Genomic DNA, 19770 nt, shown 5'->3' on the forward strand with positions numbered 1-19770 from the left:
CCCCGACTCCTCTCGTGTTACTTGACCGGCTGGAGCTGCGTCAGGACGTAGCCTGCCGCGATCGCACCCCAGGACGGCGGGAAGGCGTAGAGGTCTTCCTCCGTCGGCCAGCCCGTGTAGTCCTTCGTGTTGTAGAAGGTCTGCGTCGCATTGATGACGAGCGGGATGTAGGGCAGGTCACGCACGATCTCGGTCTGGATCGTCGCGTACAGCTCCTTCTTCGTCGCTTCGTCGTTCGTGCTGATCGCCGACTGGATCGCCGTGTCGACGACCGGGTTGCTGTAGCGGCTGAAGTTCCAGCGGCCCGCGGGGATCTCGGTACCGACCGGGCTGGTCGACTCGACGGCGGTGCCGCCGAACCAGTCGCGGTAGATCTGGAACGGATCGGCGACCGAGGTGCCGATCACGCCACCCATGATGAGCTGGAACTCGCCACCCTGACGGGAGTCGGAGAATTCCTGCCACTGCACCGTCGATGCCGTGACCTTGATGCCTGCGGCCTCGGCCTGCTCGGCGATCAGCTTCGCGGCGTCGTTGTAGTCGGTCCAGCCGTCGACCGAGGTGAGCGTGAGCTCGAGCGGAACCCCGCCCTTCTCGTAGATGCCGCTGGAACCCTTGGTGTAGCCGGCGGCCTCGAGGATCGAACCGGCCTCGGCAACGTTCGCCTCCTGCGGGCTGACCTCGTTGGCCGGGTCGGCGAGCCACTTCTCGTCGCGCGGCAGCAGTGTGAATGCCGGCGAGATATCACCCGTGAGGCCGACGAACGCCTTGTCCTTGATGATCCCGCGGTCGATCGCCACGTTGAGCGCCTGACGCACCGCGACGTCGGTCTGCGGGCCGGTGCAGCCCAGTTCCGCGTTGGAGCAGGTGTAGAGCACCGTCGGGTCCTGCGGGGTGTTGATCCAGTCGATCTTGCCGTTGCCGGTCACGTCATCCGGGTTGGGGATGAACATGCCGGTCCAGTCGAGCTTGCCGGCGGCGAGCAGGTCCTGTGCGGTCTGGTTGTTGTCGACCGCGATGTACTGGACCTTCTTGACGCCGAGCTTGTCGGCGTCGCGGTAGTTCTTGTTCGCGACGAGGGTGTAGGACTCGCTCGTGGTCTTGTCGACGACGTAGGGGCCGGATCCGACGGGCTCTTCGTTCGTGAAGTTGGCGAAGTCCTTGACGTCCTTCCAGACGTGCTCGGGGAGGATGTAGCTCGACCCCATCCGCTGGAACTCGGTCGTGTACTGCGCGGACGCGTACGTCAGCACGGCGGTGGTGTCGTCCGTGGCCTCGGCGGAGATCAGACCGTTGCCCTCGGGGTTGTTGGCCTCGTAGTTGAACGAGAACGCGACGTCCTTGGCGGTCAGGGGCTCGCCGTCGCTCCACTTGAGGTCGGGCTTGATGGTGACCGTGATCACCGTGCCGTCCTCGTTGTATTCGAACGAGTCGCCGATCAAGCCGACCGGCTCGGAGTCCGCGGTCTTGTTGTAGAAGAACAGCGGCTCGTAGATCGGTCCGAGCGCGCCGTGGAGCACGGTCGGTGCGAACGGGTTGTAGTTCGCGGCGATGGGGGTCTGGCTGCCGGCCCAGACACGCAGGGCCTTGTCGCCATCGGCATTGCCACTGTCGCTACCGCCGCCACAGGCGGTGAGGCCCAGGGCGAGGACGGATGCTCCGGCAATCGCGGTGAGCGCGATCTTGCGCCTTCCGTTACGGATCATTTCTCTTGTTTCCTCTCGGTGCTGCACTGCAGGAGGGATCGCTCCGGATGGAGCAGAACCCCGGAGGTGGGGTTCTCGGGCCCGGGGAGACGACCGGCGGCCACTCCCGAAGGGGTTTGTTAGGACAGTAACCTAACAAACCCCGTCCTCGCGGACAAGCCTCCTCGCGCTCCCCAGATAACGTTTCGGACTCGGGCGGAATCCTCGTCATGGAGGACCACTAAGAGTCCCGATGACACTAAGATCGTCCTCGGAGGTTAAGGTGCGAATGACTCAAAGCGGTGACATCCGGGTCGCCGTCTCGACGGTGATCCTGACGCTGCGCAGGACCGACGACGGACGGGCGGTGCTCTCCCTGCCGCTCGTGCTGCGCACGCGCGAGCCTTTCGCCGGCCAGTGGGCACTCCCCGGAGGTTGGCTCACCTCGACGGAGTCTCCCGTCGACGCCGCGGCCCGCACCCTCGCCGAGACGACGGGACTCGCCCCGAGCTACCTCGAGCAGCTCTATGCCTTCGGCGCGGTCGACCGCTCCCCCACGCGGGTGGTCTCCATCGTGTACTGGGCCCTGTTGCGGCAGGACGAGGTGACCACGCAGAGCGCCGCACACCGCGCAGCCGGGCACAATCCCGAGAACGTGCGCTGGTTCGACATCGACGACCTGCCGGACCTCGCGTTCGACCATGACCGGATCGTCGAGTACGCGTTGTGGCGACTGCGGAACAAGGTGGGGTACAGCCGGGTCGCACAGGGGTTCCTCCCCGCCGAGTTCACGCTCGCCGAGCTGCGCGAAGCCTACGAATCGATCCTCGGACGCACCCTCGACCCCGCCAACTTCCGTCGCCAGGTGGAAGCGGCGGGCAATCTGCTCCCGACCGACCGGTTCCGCACCGGAAGCCACCGGCCCGCACGTCTGTACCGCGACAACACCGATATCGAGCTCGCCGATCGCGGCCCGCTCCGACCAGAGGAAACGAGCATCCGATGAGCATCACCTTCGTCCCCGCTCCCGCCGTACCGCCGCTGGACCCCTCCGTCGACCATGCGATCCAGGCGATCGTCACCGGCGCGTCCACGGACGCCACGTGCACGACGGATCTCGCCGCAGGACCGTGGGACTTCGACTCGCGGCCCGGATACGGACCTGGCTCATCGATGGGAGACGTCATCCCGACCGGTGCCCCGCGACAGGGTGAGCTGCCTTCCGAGTACCGCGAGGCGTCGGAGGAGGAGCTCGACGGGAGGATCCGGGCCGCGAAGGCCACGCTCGGCGACCGGGTGCTGATCCTCGGGCACTTCTATCAGCGCGAAGAGGTCGTGCAGCACGCGGACTACGTCGGGGACTCGTTCCAGCTGGCGACGGCCGCGAAGGGCAGAGCCGATGCCGAGGCGATCGTGTTCTGCGGTGTGCACTTCATGGCCGAGACCGCCGATCTGCTCTCACAGCCCGATCAGGCGGTGATCCTCCCCAACCTCGCTGCCGGGTGCTCGATGGCCGACATGGCCGACATCGACCAGGTCGAGGAGTGCTGGGAGCAGCTCGAAGACGTGTTCGGAGACCTCGAGGCCGCGGACGCCGACGGCCGCGTGCCCGTGATCCCCGTGACATACATGAACTCCTCGGCGGCGATCAAGGGCTTCGTCGGGCGACACGGCGGAATCGTGTGCACGTCGTCGAATGCTCTGACCGTGCTGGAGTGGGCATTCGAGCGGGGGCGACGGGTCCTGTTCTTCCCGGACCAGCATCTGGGCCGCAACACCGCCAAGGCCATGGGAGTGCCGCTCGATCAGATGCCCATGTGGAACCCGCGGCGAGCGCTGGGCGGCTCCTCTGCCGAGGACTTGCTCGACTCGCGTGTCATCCTGTGGCACGGGTTCTGCTCCGTGCACCGACGCTTCACGGTCGACCAGATCGACCAGGCGCGCGCCGAGCACCCCGGTGTCCGCGTGATCGTGCACCCCGAGTGTCCGATGGAGGTCGTCGACGCCGCCGACGAAGCAGGGTCGACCGAGTACATCCGCCGGGCGATCGACACGGCGACCGAGCCGACCACCTTCGCGATCGGCACCGAGATCAACCTCGTCCGTCGGCTCGCGGCGCAGTATCCGCAGCACGAGATCTTCTGCCTCGACCCCGTGGTGTGCCCGTGCTCGACGATGTACCGCATCCATCCCGGCTATCTCGCGTGGGTGCTGGAGGAACTGGTGGCCGGTCGCACGCCGAACCGCATCACGGTGTCCGACGATGTCGCCGCCCCCGCTCGGGTGGCGCTGGAACGGATGCTCGCGGCGAAGCCCCCGGCGGTCGCAGGCACACGATGAAGGTCATCGTCGTCGGATCGGGCATCGCGGGGCTCACCGCGGCGCTGCACGCGCGCGAGTCCGGACACGACGTGACGATCATCACCAAGGGTGACCTCGGCGACGGCTGCACCGAGCTCGCTCAGGGGGGTGTCGCCGGAGCATACGGACCGGGCGACTCCCCGTCGTCGCATGCCGCCGACACGCAGATCGCGGGCGCCGGGCTGTCCGATCCGGACGCGGTGCGAGTGCTGGTCACCGGCGGCGCGGAGCGGATCGCCGAGCTGATCGCACGGGGTGTCGGCTTCGACCGAGACGACGACGGCTCACTACGACTCGGACGCGAGGCGGCGCACAGCCACGCCCGCATCGTGCATGCGGGCGGCGATGCCACCGGGGCGGCGATCTCCGCGGCCCTCGTCGACTGCATACATCGCGCGCGCATCCCTGTTCTCACCGGGGCTTTCCTGGTCGACCTCGTGAAGGGCGACGGTGTCGTCCACGGTGCACGAATCCGTCGCGACGGCGTGCTCTCGATTCTCCAGGCCGACGCCGTGATCCTCGCCACCGGGGGTGCCGGCCAGCTCTACGCACACACCACCAACCCCGGGGGCACAACCGGAGACGGCATCGCCGCCGCGCTTCGAGCAGGTGCAGCGGTCGCCGACCTGGAATTCGTCCAGTTCCATCCCACGGTCCTCGCCTCCGGCCCGGCGTTCCTCATCTCCGAGGCAGTGCGCGGTGAAGGCGCGATTCTCGTGGACGACCGTGGCCGCCGGTTCGTGTTCGACAGCCACCCCGACGGCGAGCTCGCGCCGCGGGACGTGGTGTCGCGGGCGATCGCACGACGTGCCGCGACTCAGGCTGCGCCCGTCAGGCTCGACGCCACCATGCTCGGAGCCCGGACGCTCGCGCTCCGCTTCCCGACCATCGACCGTGTCACGAGAGAGCGTGGCCTCGACTGGGCGAAGAACCCCATACCCGTGACCCCGGCGGCGCACTACCTGATGGGCGGTGTCGTCACCGACCTCGACGGACGCGCCACGGTGCCCGGGCTCTTCGCCGTGGGAGAGGTCGCCCGCACGGGCGTGCACGGGGCCAACCGGCTGGCATCGAACTCCCTGCTCGAGGGCGCGGTCTTCGGGGCTCGTGCGGCGGCGGCGCTCACGATGCCCTGGCCTCTTCCGGGACGGGAGCACACCCCTCCCGAGGTGAGCCTCGGCGCGAACCTCGCTGACCCCGAACCGGGGTTCACGCGCTCCGCACTGCAGCGGCTGATGTGGGCTGAAGTGGGCCTGCTGCGCACGGGCGAGGGCCTCACCCGTGCGCTCGGCGTGCTGCAGGGGTGGGCTGCCGCCCCCACCACGCCCACAACGCCCACCACGCCCACCACCGTGACGGAGCACGAGGATGCGAACCTGCTGCTCCTCGCACAGGCGACGGCGGCGGCGGCTCTGAAGCGCACCGTTTCCGTCGGAGCACATCATCGTGTCGACACGGATGCGACAGGTGCCCCGTCTTCGTCACCCACACCCTCATCGATCCTGGAGACCGTCTGATGCTGACCCCCGCCACACTGCACCGCGTCGTCGGCGCCGCACTGGAGGAAGACGCTCCGTGGGGCGACCTCACGAGCACCACGCTGCTGCCCGCCGACGCCACGGCCACCGCCGACCTCGTCGCGCGAGAGGCCGGGGTGTTCAGCGGAGGCGAGGTCTTCGCCGCCGCCTTCCGTCTCACCGACCCGTCCGTCCAGGTGGATCTGCACGTCGGCGACGGTGATGAGTTCGTTGCAGGAGACGTCCTCGCCTCGGTGTCCGGTGCGGCGCGCAGCGTGCTGACCGCGGAGCGCGTCGCCTTGAACTTCACGCAGCGGATGAGCGGCATCGCCACGCTCACCGCCGCATATGTCGCCGCCGTCGACGGCACCGAGACACGGATCGCAGACACCCGCAAGACCACTCCCGGCCTGCGCGCCTTCGAGCGTCACGCCGTCGAGTCGGGCGGCGGCCGCAATCACCGGCATTCCCTGTCCGACGCGGTGATGGCGAAGGACAACCACCTCGCGGTGCTGAAACGCTCCGGCCTCGACCTCGCGGCCGCCCTGCGGGACGCCCTGTCGCAGCTCCCGCACACGACCCACGTCGTCGTCGAGGTCGACCGTCTCGACCAGATCGACGCCGTCCTCGACGGTGGAGCGGACACCGTGCTGCTCGACAACTTCTCGCTGGACGACCTGGAGCGAGGCGTGGCCCTCATCGGCGATCGAGCCATCGTCGAAGCCTCGGGCGGTGTCACCCTCGACACGGTCGGTGATATCGCACGCACAGGCGTCGACGTGATCTCGGTCGGCGCTCTGACGCATTCCGCCCGCGCGCTCGACCTGGGCCTGGATCTGCGGATCGACTGACGGTCATGCTCTACCTCGATCACGCGGCGACGTCACCGGTACGTCCGGAGGTGCTCGAAGCGATGCGTCCCTTCCTCACCGGAGTGTTCGGCAACCCGTCGAGTCACCATACGGCGGGCGAGGCCGCGGCGAGCGCCCTCGACGACGCCAGGGCTCGGGTCGCCCGCGTGCTGGGGATGCGCACGAACGACGTCGTGTTCACGGCGGGAGGAACAGAGGCCAACAACCTCGCGGTCAAGGGGATCGCGCTCGCCGCCCTGGAGGCGGGCCGGCGCCACCTGGTCATCTCCCCCATCGAGCACGAGTCGATCCTCGAGTCCGCCGGGTATCTCGTACGATTCCACGGCGTCGAGGTGACGATGATCCCGGTGGACTCGCGAGGGCGTATCGACCCGGATGCGCTGGCCGCGGCCATCAGGGAAGACACGTCGCTGGTGTCGTTCGGTCACGCGAACAACGAGATCGGGACGGTACAGGACGTCACAGCCCTGGCAGCCGTCACGAGCGCGTCGAGGGTGCCCCTGCACCTCGATGCCGTGCAGTCGGCCGGGTGGCTTCCCCTGCGGGACCTCGGTGCAGATGCGTTGTCGATCGCGGGTCACAAGCTGGGTGCTCCCAAGGGCATCGGTGCGCTCGCGGTCCGCGGACGGGTGCCCGTGGAGCCCCTGCTGCACGGCGGCGGTCAGGAACGCGGCCGACGATCCGGCACCGAGAACGTCGCGGGAGCAGTGGCGTTGGCGACGGCCCTGGAGCTCGCCGACCAGGAGCGAGAACTCGTGGCGGCGCGGGTGGCGGCCACGACCGTGCGCTTCGCCGCCCTGGTGCTCGCCGCCGTGCCTGCAGCAGTACTCACCGGCGACCCCGTGCATCGTCTGCCCGGCACCGCGAGCTTCACGTTCGCCGGCACCAGCGGGGAGGCCGTGCTGCTCGAACTCGAGCGTCGCGGAGTGATCTCCTCGAGCGGATCGGCGTGCGCGGCGGGCAGCGACGACCCCTCGCACGTGCTGCTCGCCTGCGGAATCGCGCCCGAGGTCGCGCAGACCTCGGTGCGCTTCACGTTCGGTCGCGAGGAGCCGGCAACGGACGCTCCCGAGCGTCTGGCGGCGCTCGTCGCGGAATCCGTGCGCGCGGCCCGGGGCTGAGCCCCGGCCATAGACTCGGCACGTGACTGCCTCCGCCCCGATCGTGACGCTGATCGTCCCCGGACGCGACATCGCCACCTTCGCCCCCGCTGCGCTCGACTCGCTCCGCGCACAGACCGAACCCCGCTGGCGGGCGATCCTGATCGACGACGGCTCGACCGACGAGACCGGCGCGATCTTCGATGACGCGGCCTCCGATGACCGACGTTTCACGACGATCCGCCATGAGGCCTCCCGTGGCCTCGGCGCCGCACGCAATGTCGGTCTCGCCCGGGTGGACACCCCCTACCTCGGCTTCCTCGACGGCGACGACGAACTGCGGCCCGACGCCCTCGCCCGGATGACACGCACACTCGAACGGACGGGAAGCGATTTCGTGGCAGGGGCCTATGTGCGCGCACGCCCTCAGGGAGATGCGTACCTCGCCGGTCGCGTGCAGCCGTGGGTAGCCGCGGCCACCTCCCCGGAAAGGCTGGGCACCACGCTCACCGCACATCCCCGGGCGGTGTCGAACATCGTCGCCTGGTCGAAGCTGAGTCGCACCCCTTTCTGGCATGATCTCCGCTTCCCAGAAGGCGTCGCCTACGAGGACCAGATCGTCGCCCAGCAGATGTACACCCGCGCACGGGCGTTCGACGTCATCCCGGATGTGGTCGTGCACTGGCGTCTCCGCGCCGACGGCACTTCGATCACCCAGGGCAAGGGTCGGCTCCCCGTGCTGCGCGACTACGTGGCCGCCCTGCGCGGCGGCATCCGCGTGCTGCGCGACGCCGGCGCACGCGCCTCGGTCGTGGCGCGGATCGAGCTGATCCTCGCGATGGACATCCCCTCACTCCTCGACATCGCGGAGAAGCACACCGACCCGGCATACGCAGCCGAGGTCGATGCCTTCATCGCCGAGCTCCGGGCACTCCCCGAGTTCGCGGACGCTGCCCCCGACCCCACCCTCGCCGCGGCTCTCGCCTGGTGAGTCCGCACGAACGATCGGCGCCCCCCATGAACGACTACCTCTCCTCGCTGTTCTCTCTCGACGGACGCACCGCCGTCGTGACCGGCGGCAGCTCCGGCATCGGTCGAGGGATCGCCACCGCGCTCGCTCGTGCCGGAGCAGCCACGGTCGTGGTCGCCCGCGGCGAGGAACGCATCAGGGAGACCGTCGATGAGCTGCGTGCGTTCGGCTCCCGGGCGACCGGCGTCGTCGGCGATCTCAGCACGAGGGAGGGAATCCATGCCGTCGCGGCGGCAGCCGCGGAGCCGTTCGGCGATCCGGACATCCTGGTCAACTCGGCCGGCATCAACATCCGTCCGCCCTTCCCCGACATCACCGAAGAAGACTGGGACGCCACGATGACGGTCAACGCGCTCGCGCCGTTCCTGCTCGGCCAGCACTTCGCGAAGGGCATGGCCGCACGCGGATACGGCCGGCTCATCCACATCAGCTCCCAGCAGGCGCACCGGGCCTTCGTGGGCAGCGGTGTGTACGGCGCGTCGAAGGGTGCCGTGGAGGCGCTGATGCGCTCGGAGGCGGAGGCCTGGGGCGGGACGGGCGTCACGAGCAACACGCTGGTGCCCGGGTTCGTGCTCACGCCGTTGAACGCCCGCCTGCAACAGGACCCGGAGAAGGTCGCCGAGCTCGCAGCCCGCACGATGATCGGACGCAACGGGCTGCCGAGCGATTTCGCGGGTGCGGCCGTGTTTCTCGCCGGGGCGGGCTCGGCCTACGTCACCGGTCACTCGCTGTTCGTCGACGGCGGGCTGTCGGTGCACTGACCGGAGACGGGACTGACCGGAGACGGGACTGACCGGAGACGGGACTGACCGGAGACGGCTCAGGACCCCGGCGGGTAGACCCGTTCGTCGGGTCTCGGCTCGGCCAGCAGCGGCACAGCGGCGGTGATCGTCGCGACGGCGTCTTCGCCAGCGGAATCGACAGGTGCTCTGTCGGCGCGGCGCTCAGCGAGAGGAGCCGCAGCGCCACCCGTCACCGCCTCCTCGACCGCTGCCTCGGTGTCCAGCACCCGCGACGCCGCGACCTGCTCAGCCGCGAGCTCGGCATAGAGTCCGCCGAGCGCCAGCAACTCGGAGTGAGTGCCGGACTCGATGATGCGCCCCGCTTCGAGCACGTGGATCACGTCGGCGCCCATCACTGTCGAGAGCCGGTGGGCGATGGAGAGCGTCGTGCGCCCCTTCGCTGCCTCGTCGAGCGCTTCCTGCACCACGCGCTCCGACACCGTGTCGAGCGCCGAGGTCGCCTCGTCGAGAAGCAGCACCGGCGGGTCCTTCAACAGCACGCGGGCGATCGCGATGCGCTGCTTCTCCCCACCGGAGAGCCGATACCCGCGCTCCCCCACCACGGTGTCGTACCCCTGCTCGAAGCCGGCGATGATGTGGTGGATGTTTGCGGCCGTGCACGCCGCGATCAGCTCTTCCTCGGTGGCGTCGGGCTTCGCGTAGCGGAGGTTGTCACGGATGGTCGCGTGGAACAGGTACGTCTCCTGCGACACGATGCCCACGTGGTCGATGATCGACTCCTGCGTGAGGGTGCGCACGTCGGCGCCCGCGAACATCACGGCCCCTCCCTTCGCCTCGTACAGGCGCGGCGCCAGGTACAGGATCGTGGTCTTGCCCGCGCCTGACGGGCCGACGAACGCGACGTGCTGACCCGGTTCCGCCGCGAAGGACACGCCGTCGAGAGTCGGCCTGGCGTCTGCCGAGGCGTCGGGGTACCGGAACACGACCTCGTCGAACTCGATGCGCCCGCGGGGTCCAGGAGCCTGCTCCACAGTGATCGCGTCGGGCGCGTCCTGGATCTCCGGCACGAGGTCGAGGTACTCGAAGATGCGCGCGAACAGCGCGGACGAGGTCTGCAGATCGAGCGAGACTCTCATGAGGCCCATCAAGGGCATGAGCAGCCGCGCCTGCACGGTGGTGAAGGCGACGACGGTTCCCGCGGTGATGGCTCCGGTCCCGCCGGCGATCAGATAGCCGGAGACGAGATAGATCACGGCGGGCACACTCGCCATGATGACCTGCACGACGGCGAAGAAGCCCTGGCCGCTCATCGCACGCCGCACCTGGAGCACGACCTGGTTGCGGTTCTCCGCCTGATACCGCTCCGACTCGGTGCGCTGCCGGTTGAACGCCTTCGACAGCAGCATGCCCGACACGCTCAGGGTCTCCTGGGTGATCGAGGTGAGCTCGGACAGCGACTCCTGCGTCTCTCCCGCGATCCTGGCGCGCACCTGGCCCACCTTGCGCTGCACGACGATCAGGAACGGCATCATGACGACGGCGATGAGCGTCAGCCGCCAGTCGATCAGGATCATCGCGACGAGCGAGGCGATCACGGTCACGACGTTGCCGAGGATGCTGGTGACGGTGTTGGTCAGCACGCCGGACACGCCGCCCACGTCGTTCTGCAGCCTCGACTGGATGACGCCCGTCTTGGTGCGCGTGAAGAATCCGAGCTCCATCGCCTGCAGATGCTCGAAGAGCTTCACGCGCAGATCGCCGGTGACGCTGTTGCCGACGGTCGAGGTGAGCCAGGTCTGCGCCACCCCCAGCCCCGCAGAGACCAGGAACAGCGCGACCATCGCCGTGACGAGCCAGGCCAGCAGTTCGAGGTGCGGGCTTCCGCCGTCCACCGGGAACAGCGCGTCGTCGAAGATGCGCTGCACGATCAGGGGCGGGATGACCGCGATGGCGGCGCCCAGCACGACCAGGATGCCCGTGAAGAGGATGCGCCAGCGATAGGGGCGGAAAAGCGAGACCACCCGCGCCCCGAGACCGTTGATCCGCGGTGCCTCGGCGTTCAACTTCCGCTGCGCGTCTTCATCGACTCCGCGGAAGCCGCCTCCCCGCGGGCCACCGCCCATGCCGCCGCCCATGCTCATTGCGCCAGCGTACCCACGCGCGCGGACATCGGGCCGCGCGCATCCGCCTTCAGCAGATATCTGTGAATACGGAATGAAATGTCCGCGGCTGCCGTTACGCTGAATGACTCTTGCGAACTCTCGCGATATCCATTTCTTCTTCGCCCTGGAGGCCGCCCATGTCTGCCGTCGATACCGGCTCCATCTCGACGACTCCCGCCGCGGCAGGGGGCGAGATCTCCCGCAAGGACATGCGGGTGATCTGGCTGCTTCTGGTCGCCGCCTTCGTCGCCATCCTCAACGAGACCACGATGGGGATCGCGATCCCCCACCTGAACACCGACCTCGGCATCCCGCCCGAGCTCGGCCAGTGGCTCACCAGCGCCTTCATGCTGACCATGGCCGTGGTGATCCCCACGACCGGGTTCATCCTGCAGCGGTTCACGACGCGCCAGGTCTTCATCGCCGCGATGATCGCGTTCTCCCTCGGCACGCTCGTCGCGCTCGTCGCCCCCGGCTTCGCCGTGCTGCTCGTCGGTCGCGTCATCCAGGCGGCCGGCACGGGCATCATGATGCCGCTGCTGATGACCACGATCATGAACGTCGTGCCGCCGCAGTCCCGCGGTCGCATGATGGGTCGCGTCGGTCTCGTCATCTCGCTCGCTCCCGCGATCGGCCCGACCCTCGCCGGAGCCGTGCTCGAGCTCGCCAGCTGGCGCGCGCTCTTCGGCATCATCCTCCCCATCTCGCTCATCGCCCTCTTCATGGGTGTGAAGTGGATGACGAACCTGGGTGAGACGCGGTCCGTGCCGCTCGACGTGCTCTCGATCCCGCTCGCGGCTCTCGGGTTCGGCGGGATCGTGTTCGGTCTCAGCCAGTTCGGCGGCGAGGGCGGATCCGGCGAGACCGCAGGGATCATCTCCCTGGCGGTCGGCGCCGTCTCACTGGGGCTCTTCGTGTGGCGTCAGCTCGTGCTGCAGCGTATCGACGACGCACTGCTCGACCTGCGCGTGTTCCGCTCGAGCAACTTCACGCTGTCCGTGATCATCATGTCGATCCTGGCGCTGTCGATGTTCGGCACGCTAACCCTGCTCCCGCAGTACCTGCAGAACGTGGCGGGGCTCAACCCGCTCCAGTCCGGGCTGATCCTGCTCCCCGGTTCGCTGCTGATGGGTCTGCTCGGACCGATCATGGGGCGTGTCTACGATGCACGCGGCACGCGTCCGCTGCTCATCCCCGGCACGATCATGGTGTCGGCGTCGCTGTTCTTCTACTCGACCGTCGGTGAGCACACCGTGTGGTGGGTGCTCATCATCGTGCAGGCTGTCATGTCCGTCGGTCTCGCGATGTCGTTCACACCACTGTTCTCGGCATCGCTGGGTTCGCTCCCGCGGTCGCTGTACTCGCACGGTTCGGCGGTGCTGAACACACTGCAGCAGGTCGGTGGCGCGGCAGGTGTCGCACTGCTCCTCGTGACCTACTCGTCGATCTTGCACGCGGGCGAGCAGGAGGGCCTGACGACTGCGGTCGCCGGCGCTCCCGGCGCACGCATGGCATTCCTGATCGCCGCGATCATCTCGCTGGCGACTGTGGCGCTCAGCCCGTTCGTCCGCAAGCCCGCCGATGACGCGGGCGAAGGGTTCCACGGCGGACACTGACCGCGCCGGGACGGCCTGAGATGGCGTCTGCTGCTTACTCGCTCTTCGGGGCGGGGAAGTGGCAGACGCCATTGCTGCAATAGCCGGCCGCTTCACCCTCGAGCAGGTTCAGAGAATCCAGGAGCGGCTGCAGCCCGACGGGCGCGTCCTGCTGCACGGAGTCCTGCTGCGTTTTCTTCATCCCTCGATCGTACGCCTGCCTGGAGGGAGTGGCACCGAAGGCGCCCGTGGGACCTCGACAGCAGATCGACAGCCGTTCTCCCCTACGGTTGAGCCATGCTCAAACGACTCCTCGCCCGCGTGTTCTGGGCACTCAGCAGATGGAAGCTCGTGAGCGAATCGGCGCCGACGCGCCCGACGGTGCTCGTGGGAGCACCCCACACCTCGAACTGGGACTTCGTGCTGATGCTCGCGATCGCATGGAAGCTCGACATCAGCGTGCACTGGCTCGGGAAGAAGAGCCTCTTCCGCGGTTGGCGGGGTCCGATCATGCGGCGTCTGGGAGGTATCCCCGTCGACCGCACCGACCCGGCGCGCGTCGTCAAGGATGTCGTGGGACAGGTTCACGACGGCACCGTCTTCGGACTCGTGGTCACCCCCGATGGAACACGCGGTGGCAACGAGTACTGGAAGTCGGGTTTCTATCGGATCGCACGAGAGACCGGCATGCCGGTGACCCTCGGCTTCGTGGATCGGACGACCATGACCACCGGCCTCGGACCGACGATCGATCTCACCGGAGACGTCGCAGCCGACATGGACCGGATCCGTGCGTTCTATGCCGACAAGGCGGGAGTGCGACCTGACCGACGTACCGAGCCGCGGTTGCGCGAAGAACTCTCCACGACCACCGAACCCGATGCCCCTCAGGACGCGCCGGCGCCCTGACCTCAGTCCTCGGCCTCGCTGTGCTCTCGCGCGTAGGCGAGGTCTGATTCGCTGAGGGACTCCACCATCCCCACCACGGCGCCGGTGATCACCCGGATCTCCTCGCGCACGTCATCGTCCAGATGAGAGGTGTCGCCGTCGAGCACCGCGCGGCGCCCGTCCTGCGAGAGCTCAGGCCACCAGTCGCGGATCGGTGGGAGCGTCATGATGCCCTCCTTCGTTCGGGGGATGCAAGCGGCTGGACAGCGCCAGGGCGGGAAATCCACACTGAGACCATGACATCAGACCCTTCGGGTGGAGAACACGAGCGCGACGACCGTGTCGACGGACGCGACGAGACCGCCAACGAGCGGGCGGACCGCAACTGGGACGAGTTGCTGCAGGAACTGCGGGTCATGCAGACCGGCACCCAGATCCTCACCGGCTTCCTCCTGGCCGTCGCCTTCCAGCCGCGGTTCACCGACATGGACGAGCTCCAGCGTGACCTGTATGTCGTCCTCGTCGCTCTCGCAGCGGTGGCGACCATCTTGGCCCTTGCCCCGGTCGGAATGCACAGGGCACTGTTCGGACGTCGTCGCAAGCCCGATCTCGTCCGCATCGCCGCCCGGATCGTCCGTATCGATCTGGTCGTGATCGGCGCGTTGACCATCGGGGTGACCACGCTGATCGTCGACTTCACGGTGAATCGGACGGCGGGCGTCATCGCTCTCTTCGCGGCGCTCGTCCTGGTCGGAGCCCTCTGGCTCGCTCTTCCCCGAGTCATGCGCGGAAGGCCTCCCACCCGCGGAGCAGGGCCCGAATGACGGAGAGCGTGGTCCGCGGGTGAGAGGACGCTCAGCGTCCCGCGGGGCTGCGGTTCTCCGCGCTGACCATCCAGGCGAACTGTTCGAGCCGCTCGATGATCGCGTGCAGCAGGTCCGCCGAGGTCGGATCCTCTTCGTCGACGGCATCGTGCACGTCGCGAGCGGTGGCCACCGCCGCCTCCAGGCGCTCGGTGACCAGGTCGATCGTCTCGGTGGTGGACACCTCTCCCGCCGGGAACTCGGGAAGCGAAGAGGTCTTCGCGATGGTGGCACTGCGCCCGTCCGGCACAGCGTGCAGGGCACGCATGCGCTCGGCGATCGTGTCGCTGAAGGTGCGAGCGTCGTCGATGATCTCGTCGAGCTGCCGGTGCGTGTCGCGGAAGTTGCGTCCCACGACGTTCCAGTGGGCCTGCTTGCCCTGGATCGCGAGATCGAGCAGGTCGACCAGCACCGCCTGCAGGTTCTTCGCGAGCGTGGTCGAGGCGGTGAAGCCCTTTTCCGCGTTCTGCTGCCTGGTCGTCTTGACCGCGCCCTTCGTCGAGCCGCCGGTCTTCTTGGTGGTTGTGGTTTCAGCCATGGTGTGACCTCCTGATCGCGACGCTAGCCCCGGCGATCATCCACGGCGAGGGGGTTGACACCGTGGGCACCCACCCCGGAATGTGACTCGGGTGAGTGACGCAGACATCGTGAACGAAGAGCACCGCCCCGACCAGCAGGCCGCACCGGGCGAGGTGGTCATCTCCCCCATCAGCGACCGCGACGCCGGCGAGGTATTGACCGTGCAAAGGGCGGCCTTCGTGTCGGAAGCGGCGATCTACGGGAGCGTCGACATGCCACCGCTGACACAGACGCTCGCCGAGCTGGAAGCGGAACTGCGCTCCGAGTCCGGGCTGACAGCGCGCGTCGACGGACGGCTCGTCGGTGCGATCCGGTACGTCGAGAAGGACGGGCTGCTGCTGATCGGCAGGATCGCGATCGCACCGGACATGCAGGGCGAGGGGATCGGCCGCCTCCTGCTGGAAAGCGCCGAGAGCGCGTCGACCGCGGATGTGGCCGAGCTGTTCACCGGGAGTCTGAGCGAAGCGAACATCCGCCTCTACGAGTCCTGCGGATATGAGGAACACGAGCGTGTACCGGACGGCGACGGCACTGCACAGGTGTTTCTGCGCAAGAACCTGCGAGCAGGGTAAGAGCCTCCTCCGAATCCCCGCAAGGGGGTTGAGACCCTCGCCGAGGTTCGGCATCGTAGCCCGGACATGTCGCGACCGTGACATGCCCCGACCGGAAGGAGAGTCTCGTGCTCACCCTCACCGACAACGCCTCCGCCATCGTGACGACTCTCGTGAGCCGTCAGACCGACGCCCCGGATGCCGGGCTCCGCATCCACTCGACAGAGCCTCAGAATGCCGAAGGCGGTGCGCGCCTCGCCGTGCTCGTCGCCGCTGACCCGGAGCCGCAGGACCAGGTCGTGGAGGTGGCCGGCACCCGGCTCTTCCTCGATGAGTCGGCAGTCGCTGCTCTCGACGACAAGATCCTCGACGCCGGCGTGGACGACGAAGGCTCCGTGTCCTTCGCCGTCACCCCACAGGTCGCCTGACCGCAGGATTCCGGATGCCGCGGCCGACTCGGTCGCGGCATCCGTCTGTCTGGAACACCACGATTCGACCCGGTAGGCCTGCCTGCTGCTGCACTGTCGCCCCGTATCGATACCGTGAGACCATGCGCCGTTCTCTTCTGCCTGCGCTGGCTCTCGCCGGCGCGGCTTTCCTTCTCGCCAGCTGCACCTCAGCTCCCTCCGCAGCCGAGCCCACCACCGTGCCCAGTTCCGCACCCGCGACGCCGACGCCGACCCCCACCCCCACGGTCGAGCCACAGATCGTCGTGTCCCTGGACAGCATCGCCGTCACCGACGAGACCGGCACGCGCGACGCCGCGCTCGACGACACCGAGGCAGTGCTCGACCTGTTGGAAGAGACGACGGGAGAGCTCCCCGAGCCGGAGAAGGTGGAGACCTTCCCGGGTTACGACTTCTCGTTCGTGAACTACATATGGGACGGCTTGCGGGTGTTCACCGACACTGAGCACGAAGGTCCGGCCTCCGTGGCGCTCACCGGACCGTCGCTCGGTGGCGTTCCGATCACCACCGCAGAGGGCCTCGCCGTCGGATCCACGCGTGCCGAGCTCCTCGATGCGGGCGCCTGGGCGCTCGACGACACCGAGGATCCCGCCACCGCCGAGTTCCTCGGCCTGGGAGGACGCGAAGCACCAGGGACCGAGTCGCTCAGCCACCCTGGCTCCACGGGCATCGTCTACACGCTCTTCTGGTTCGACGGCGATACGGTGAAGCAGATCCAGGTCCCCTCGAACGACTACAGCGACCTCTGAACGACGACACCACGTACCCTGGAAGCAGTCCGCAAGCCCGTGCGGACTATCGAAAGGCTCCTGTGAAGATCTCCCTGCTCCGCCGCTTCGTCGTCCTGGCGGATGAACTCCATTTTCCGCGCGCGGCGGACAAGCTCGGGATTCCGCTGGCTTCGCTCTACACCTCGATCGACAAGCTCGAAGCCGAGGTTGGCCACCCCATCGTGCACCGCGAAGGTCCGACGCGGCTGACTTCCGTCGGTGAGCTGCTGCTCGTCGAGGCGCGTGCCGAAGTCGCGGCTGCGCCGGAGCCGGTTCGCAGCGCCCCTGCCCCCGCCGGAGGCAAAGCCAAGGCGTCGAAGGGCAAGGGGCGTGCTCCCGCGGTCAAAGGTCAGCCGAAGCCGTACAAGAAGCGGCAGGGTCGCTAGAGCGGACCGCGCCCTCAATCCCAGTCGAGGTATTCCTCGATCACGACGGCCGTCTCGATGGGGAACGTCATGGGGAACATGTGGTCGCCGCCCTCGATGGTCTTCACGCTCGCGCGCTCGGGAGCCGTGGACTGCAGCTGCTCGCCGTTCGCCGGGGGTGTCTCGATGTCCTTGCTGCCCTGGATGATGAGGACGGGCATCACCGGCGCGAGCGGCGTCGCGTCGTCTTCGACGGCCAACAGGGCCAGACCGTTCACGCGGTCGGCGTGGGCGACGGCGAAAGCACGCGCCACCGTCCCGCCGAAGCCGTGTCCGCCGATCCAGGTGTCGCCGAGGCCCACATGGTCGATCACGGCGAGTGCGTCTTCCACCCGCGCAGCCAACGTCACCTCGTCGTGCTTGTCCTCGGCACGGTGACCGATCCGCAGCACGTGGAAGCCCGCTTCCTCCGCAAGGTAGTGCGCCACGACGCCGAGCACGTCCGCCGCCACGTCACGCTCCTGGATCAGGACCAGCTTGACGGGTCCGTCTCCTTCGTCGACGAAGGGGATAGCGCGGCCGTCGGGCTCGAAGATCTGGGTCTCGGTCATCGGCGTCAATCTCCTCGTGCCGTCAGGGTCAGGAACTCAGGCGGAACGCCCACGGCGGACACCAGCGACCGGACCGCGACCGGAGCCGCCGTGCTCCAGCGTATCCCGACCTGGCCGTCAGTGAGGAGATCCCGCATCCGGGACGTGACGGCGCGCGGCGAGGATGGCCAGCGCTCCAGCGACGACGCAGAGGGCGTTGATGAGGCACATTGCGAAGACCAATGGCGTGAACACACCCTCGTAACGCCCCCATAGCACGAGGGGCGAGACGACCGAGATGCCGACGAGCGCGATCGCCGCGCGCGGGGAGAAAGGAAGAACGCCGCGCTTGAGGAACAGTCGAGTGCTGAGGACGAGCAGCACCAGGACGATGGCTGATCCGCACGCGATCACGACGACGGCCGACAGCTCGCGCGGAACGAACCCGCGCTTCGCTATGCCGAAGCTTGCCAGGAGCATGACGACGGAAGCGATGGGGAGCGACCACTCCGCGAACTCGAGGATCGGATCACCGCGACGAATCGGTGGCCTGTGAATCGCTCGCCAGCGACGCCGAGACAGCACCGCGTCGCCGGCTTGGCCATCGATCGACTTCCCCGGCTCCTCAGGCTCAAGGCCTTGTCTTCGCACGGATCGGCCCCCGATCGTCTTCCGACTTCGAGCCGGCGACCGCGGAGAGCGCGGAGTGATACCTTCTGCCGACTTCTACCGTCGTGACCGCGCGAAGCTTGTAACCGAGAGGTGCAGGATGCCACCTTCCATCCGGGCGAACCTCGTGAAGATAGACGAACCGCCCCGCGATGACGTCCACGGTTCCGATCCAGGCCGCTCGGCGTTCGGTCTCCTTCTGGATGCCGACGAGACCGTGGGAGCCGCTCAAGCCGGTGATCACCCCCACCGTCGTGTCGAGGTCGATCTCGGGCGCGTACGAAGGCGGCCACTCGGGAAGGGTCATCGCGAAGACGGCAGCTACAGATTCATCGTGTGTGATCTGAATCGCATCCCGCAGCCGGAAGGCCACCAGACCGTCGAAGTAGCCGCCGTCGACCGTCTGCGCCATCAACGCCCACTTCGACCCGACCCGTAGCACGAAGCCCTCCAGCGGGTCAGCGTACTTAGGCTTCCGTTCCACTCTGAGCAGCGTCTTGGTGTGCATCGCCTGGAGCAGGCTTACACGAGCGCCCTTCGACGACATCCGGATTCTGATCAGCGGCTCAGGGGCTGACCGGTCCACGCCGAGAGGAAGAGCGTGACCCATACGATGAAGAACAGGGCGGTGAGGACGGTGCCGATCACACCGATCACAAGGGCCCACCGGGCGAGCCCGGCTCCTGATTCCGTATTGCCTGGTATCCGCAGCTGGCGGAGCGCGAACACTCCGAGGATGATGCCCGCGACGGGCATGACGAAAGCGGCGATGAAGCCGATGAGCGCGAGCATGTTCGTTCGCGGCACGGTAATGGGCGATGTCATGTGGACCTTCTGGTCGTAGAGGCCGCCCGAGCGCGTGCTGCGCGAGGCGAGGAGTTCCACGACGTCTCCGTCCGGCTTCCTGACCGATATTCTGGCGGCTCGCGAAGATCGGGCGCAACACCGCCACACCTTCGAACT

23 protein-coding genes are annotated in these 19770 nt (G+C 67.9%); 14 read left to right on the forward strand and 9 right to left on the reverse strand.

The genetic code is table 11. The features are described from left to right. Positions 1-17: 17 nt before the first annotated feature. Positions 18-1706: an ABC transporter substrate-binding protein gene (locus AB4070_RS05310; RefSeq protein WP_441979204.1), complete on the reverse strand. Its 1689-nt coding sequence runs from the start codon at positions 1704-1706 to the stop codon at positions 18-20. Between the two features lie 268 nt (positions 1707-1974). Here AB4070_RS05310 and AB4070_RS05315 point away from each other — a divergent pair, with 268 nt between their 5' ends. The 7 genes from AB4070_RS05315 to AB4070_RS05345 are packed head-to-tail and all read left to right on the forward strand — an operon-like array spanning position 1975 to position 9326. Then, positions 1975-2691, forward strand: a complete 717-nt coding sequence (locus tag AB4070_RS05315) for an NUDIX hydrolase (RefSeq protein ID WP_441979205.1) — start codon at positions 1975-1977, stop codon at positions 2689-2691. Continuing rightward, entirely contained in the window at positions 2688-4025 is a 1338-nt protein-coding gene (gene nadA, locus AB4070_RS05320) for a quinolinate synthase NadA (RefSeq protein WP_441979206.1), read from the forward strand. Before AB4070_RS05315 ends, nadA begins: the two co-directional genes overlap by 4 nt. Next, positions 4022-5563, forward strand: a complete 1542-nt coding sequence (gene nadB, locus AB4070_RS05325; protein ID WP_441979207.1) for an L-aspartate oxidase — start codon at positions 4022-4024, stop codon at positions 5561-5563. Before nadA ends, nadB begins: the two co-directional genes overlap by 4 nt. Beyond that, on the forward strand, positions 5563-6414 hold the full coding sequence (gene nadC, locus AB4070_RS05330) for a carboxylating nicotinate-nucleotide diphosphorylase (RefSeq protein ID WP_441979208.1): 852 nt from the start codon (positions 5563-5565) through the stop codon (positions 6412-6414). Before nadB ends, nadC begins: the two co-directional genes overlap by 1 nt. 5 nt (positions 6415-6419) lie before the next feature. Continuing rightward, a complete protein-coding gene (locus tag AB4070_RS05335; RefSeq protein WP_441979209.1) occupies positions 6420-7556 on the forward strand; it encodes a cysteine desulfurase family protein in 1137 nt (378 codons plus the stop codon). A 22-nt stretch (positions 7557-7578) separates the two neighbouring features. Then, positions 7579-8526: a glycosyltransferase family 2 protein gene (locus AB4070_RS05340; protein WP_441979210.1), complete on the forward strand. Its 948-nt coding sequence runs from the start codon at positions 7579-7581 to the stop codon at positions 8524-8526. A 26-nt stretch (positions 8527-8552) separates the two neighbouring features. Further along, positions 8553-9326 (forward strand): SDR family NAD(P)-dependent oxidoreductase, encoded by a 774-nt coding sequence (locus AB4070_RS05345; protein ID WP_441979211.1) that lies wholly within the window; start codon positions 8553-8555, stop codon positions 9324-9326. 59 nt (positions 9327-9385) lie between these two features. Here AB4070_RS05345 and AB4070_RS05350 read toward each other — a convergent pair whose 3' ends face one another. Continuing rightward, positions 9386-11443, reverse strand: a complete 2058-nt coding sequence (locus tag AB4070_RS05350) for an ABC transporter ATP-binding protein (RefSeq protein WP_441980545.1) — start codon at positions 11441-11443, stop codon at positions 9386-9388. 164 nt (positions 11444-11607) lie between these two features. Here AB4070_RS05350 and AB4070_RS05355 point away from each other — a divergent pair, with 164 nt between their 5' ends. Next, the gene (locus AB4070_RS05355) at positions 11608-13086 is read left to right on the forward strand and encodes an MDR family MFS transporter (RefSeq protein WP_441979212.1); all 1479 of its coding nucleotides are present in this window, start codon (positions 11608-11610) and stop codon (positions 13084-13086) included. A gap of 34 nt (positions 13087-13120) precedes the next feature. On the opposite strand, the gene AB4070_RS05360 is transcribed toward AB4070_RS05355, so the two are convergent. Then, positions 13121-13267, reverse strand: a complete 147-nt coding sequence (locus AB4070_RS05360; RefSeq protein WP_170224175.1) for a hypothetical protein — start codon at positions 13265-13267, stop codon at positions 13121-13123. A 95-nt stretch (positions 13268-13362) separates the two neighbouring features. Between AB4070_RS05360 and AB4070_RS05365 the strand changes: the two genes are divergently transcribed. Continuing rightward, positions 13363-13974, forward strand: coding sequence for a 1-acyl-sn-glycerol-3-phosphate acyltransferase (locus tag AB4070_RS05365; protein WP_441979213.1), 612 nt, complete (start codon positions 13363-13365; stop codon positions 13972-13974). Positions 13975-13976: 2 nt separating this feature from the next. Here the strand turns inward: AB4070_RS05365 and AB4070_RS05370 are convergent, their stop codons facing one another. After that, the gene (locus tag AB4070_RS05370) at positions 13977-14180 is read right to left on the reverse strand and encodes a hypothetical protein (protein WP_441979214.1); all 204 of its coding nucleotides are present in this window, start codon (positions 14178-14180) and stop codon (positions 13977-13979) included. A 69-nt stretch (positions 14181-14249) separates the two neighbouring features. Here AB4070_RS05370 and AB4070_RS05375 point away from each other — a divergent pair, with 69 nt between their 5' ends. Beyond that, positions 14250-14777 (forward strand): DUF6328 family protein, encoded by a 528-nt coding sequence (locus tag AB4070_RS05375; RefSeq protein WP_441979215.1) that lies wholly within the window; start codon positions 14250-14252, stop codon positions 14775-14777. Between the two features lie 31 nt (positions 14778-14808). On the opposite strand, the gene AB4070_RS05380 is transcribed toward AB4070_RS05375, so the two are convergent. Beyond that, positions 14809-15354 carry a Dps family protein gene (locus tag AB4070_RS05380; RefSeq protein WP_046749600.1) on the reverse strand — a complete coding sequence of 182 codons (546 nt, stop codon included), beginning with the start codon at positions 15352-15354 and terminating at the stop codon, positions 14809-14811. Positions 15355-15508: 154 nt separating this feature from the next. On the opposite strand from AB4070_RS05380, the gene AB4070_RS05385 reads away from it, so the two are divergent. The 4 genes from AB4070_RS05385 to AB4070_RS05400 all read left to right on the forward strand — a co-directional run bounded on the left by AB4070_RS05385 (position 15509) and on the right by AB4070_RS05400 (position 17569). Then, positions 15509-15967, forward strand: coding sequence for a GNAT family N-acetyltransferase (locus tag AB4070_RS05385; RefSeq protein ID WP_441980546.1), 459 nt, complete (start codon positions 15509-15511; stop codon positions 15965-15967). Positions 15968-16074: 107 nt separating this feature from the next. Continuing rightward, on the forward strand, positions 16075-16374 hold the full coding sequence (locus AB4070_RS05390; protein WP_045262755.1) for a Fe-S cluster assembly protein HesB: 300 nt from the start codon (positions 16075-16077) through the stop codon (positions 16372-16374). A 122-nt stretch (positions 16375-16496) separates the two neighbouring features. Next, entirely contained in the window at positions 16497-17162 is a 666-nt protein-coding gene (locus AB4070_RS05395) for a hypothetical protein (protein WP_441979216.1), read from the forward strand. Positions 17163-17224: 62 nt separating this feature from the next. Then, positions 17225-17569 (forward strand): helix-turn-helix domain-containing protein, encoded by a 345-nt coding sequence (locus AB4070_RS05400; RefSeq protein ID WP_046749603.1) that lies wholly within the window; start codon positions 17225-17227, stop codon positions 17567-17569. Between the two features lie 14 nt (positions 17570-17583). On the opposite strand, the gene AB4070_RS05405 is transcribed toward AB4070_RS05400, so the two are convergent. The 4 genes from AB4070_RS05405 to AB4070_RS05420 all read right to left on the reverse strand — a co-directional run bounded on the left by AB4070_RS05405 (position 17584) and on the right by AB4070_RS05420 (position 19632). Beyond that, complete coding sequence (locus tag AB4070_RS05405) at positions 17584-18159, reverse strand: alpha/beta fold hydrolase (protein ID WP_441979217.1); 576 nt, start codon at positions 18157-18159, stop codon at positions 17584-17586. A gap of 117 nt (positions 18160-18276) precedes the next feature. Beyond that, positions 18277-18618 carry a hypothetical protein gene (locus AB4070_RS05410; RefSeq protein WP_441979218.1) on the reverse strand — a complete coding sequence of 114 codons (342 nt, stop codon included), beginning with the start codon at positions 18616-18618 and terminating at the stop codon, positions 18277-18279. Positions 18619-18769: 151 nt separating this feature from the next. Then, positions 18770-19291 (reverse strand): hypothetical protein, encoded by a 522-nt coding sequence (locus AB4070_RS05415; protein ID WP_441979219.1) that lies wholly within the window; start codon positions 19289-19291, stop codon positions 18770-18772. 74 nt (positions 19292-19365) lie between these two features. Continuing rightward, positions 19366-19632: a DUF4190 domain-containing protein gene (locus AB4070_RS05420; RefSeq protein WP_441979220.1), complete on the reverse strand. Its 267-nt coding sequence runs from the start codon at positions 19630-19632 to the stop codon at positions 19366-19368. Positions 19633-19770 lie beyond the last annotated feature (138 nt).

The organism is Microbacterium sp. 2RAF4, from assembly GCF_052115285.1.
Classification (GTDB): Bacteria; Actinomycetota; Actinomycetes; order Actinomycetales; family Microbacteriaceae; genus Microbacterium; species Microbacterium oxydans.

Excerpts from the sequence above, each read along its gene's own strand:
- AB4070_RS05315 (WP_441979205.1), top strand. The coding sequence starts at position 1,975 with ATGACTCAAAGCGGTGACATCCGGGTCGCCGTCTCGACGGTGATCCTG.
- AB4070_RS05375 (WP_441979215.1), top strand. The coding sequence starts at position 14,250 with ATGACATCAGACCCTTCGGGTGGAGAACACGAGCGCGACGACCGTGTC.
- AB4070_RS05360 (WP_170224175.1), bottom strand. The coding sequence starts at position 13,267 with ATGAAGAAAACGCAGCAGGACTCCGTGCAGCAGGACGCGCCCGTCGGG.
- AB4070_RS05380 (WP_046749600.1), bottom strand. The coding sequence starts at position 15,354 with ATGGCTGAAACCACAACCACCAAGAAGACCGGCGGCTCGACGAAGGGC.
- AB4070_RS05365 (WP_441979213.1), top strand. The coding sequence starts at position 13,363 with ATGCTCAAACGACTCCTCGCCCGCGTGTTCTGGGCACTCAGCAGATGG.
- AB4070_RS05355 (WP_441979212.1), top strand. The coding sequence starts at position 11,608 with ATGTCTGCCGTCGATACCGGCTCCATCTCGACGACTCCCGCCGCGGCA.
- AB4070_RS05410 (WP_441979218.1), bottom strand. The coding sequence starts at position 18,618 with ATGCTCCTGGCAAGCTTCGGCATAGCGAAGCGCGGGTTCGTTCCGCGC.
- AB4070_RS05350 (WP_441980545.1), bottom strand. The coding sequence starts at position 11,443 with ATGGGCGGCGGCATGGGCGGTGGCCCGCGGGGAGGCGGCTTCCGCGGA.
- AB4070_RS05335 (WP_441979209.1), top strand. The coding sequence starts at position 6,420 with ATGCTCTACCTCGATCACGCGGCGACGTCACCGGTACGTCCGGAGGTG.
- AB4070_RS05405 (WP_441979217.1), bottom strand. The coding sequence starts at position 18,159 with ATGACCGAGACCCAGATCTTCGAGCCCGACGGCCGCGCTATCCCCTTC.
- AB4070_RS05395 (WP_441979216.1), top strand. The coding sequence starts at position 16,497 with ATGCGCCGTTCTCTTCTGCCTGCGCTGGCTCTCGCCGGCGCGGCTTTC.
- AB4070_RS05370 (WP_441979214.1), bottom strand. The coding sequence starts at position 14,180 with ATGACGCTCCCACCGATCCGCGACTGGTGGCCTGAGCTCTCGCAGGAC.
- nadA (WP_441979206.1), top strand. The coding sequence starts at position 2,688 with ATGAGCATCACCTTCGTCCCCGCTCCCGCCGTACCGCCGCTGGACCCC.
- nadC (WP_441979208.1), top strand. The coding sequence starts at position 5,563 with ATGCTGACCCCCGCCACACTGCACCGCGTCGTCGGCGCCGCACTGGAG.
- AB4070_RS05420 (WP_441979220.1), bottom strand. The coding sequence starts at position 19,632 with ATGACATCGCCCATTACCGTGCCGCGAACGAACATGCTCGCGCTCATC.
- AB4070_RS05345 (WP_441979211.1), top strand. The coding sequence starts at position 8,553 with ATGAACGACTACCTCTCCTCGCTGTTCTCTCTCGACGGACGCACCGCC.
- AB4070_RS05310 (WP_441979204.1), bottom strand. The coding sequence starts at position 1,706 with ATGATCCGTAACGGAAGGCGCAAGATCGCGCTCACCGCGATTGCCGGA.
- nadB (WP_441979207.1), top strand. The coding sequence starts at position 4,022 with ATGAAGGTCATCGTCGTCGGATCGGGCATCGCGGGGCTCACCGCGGCG.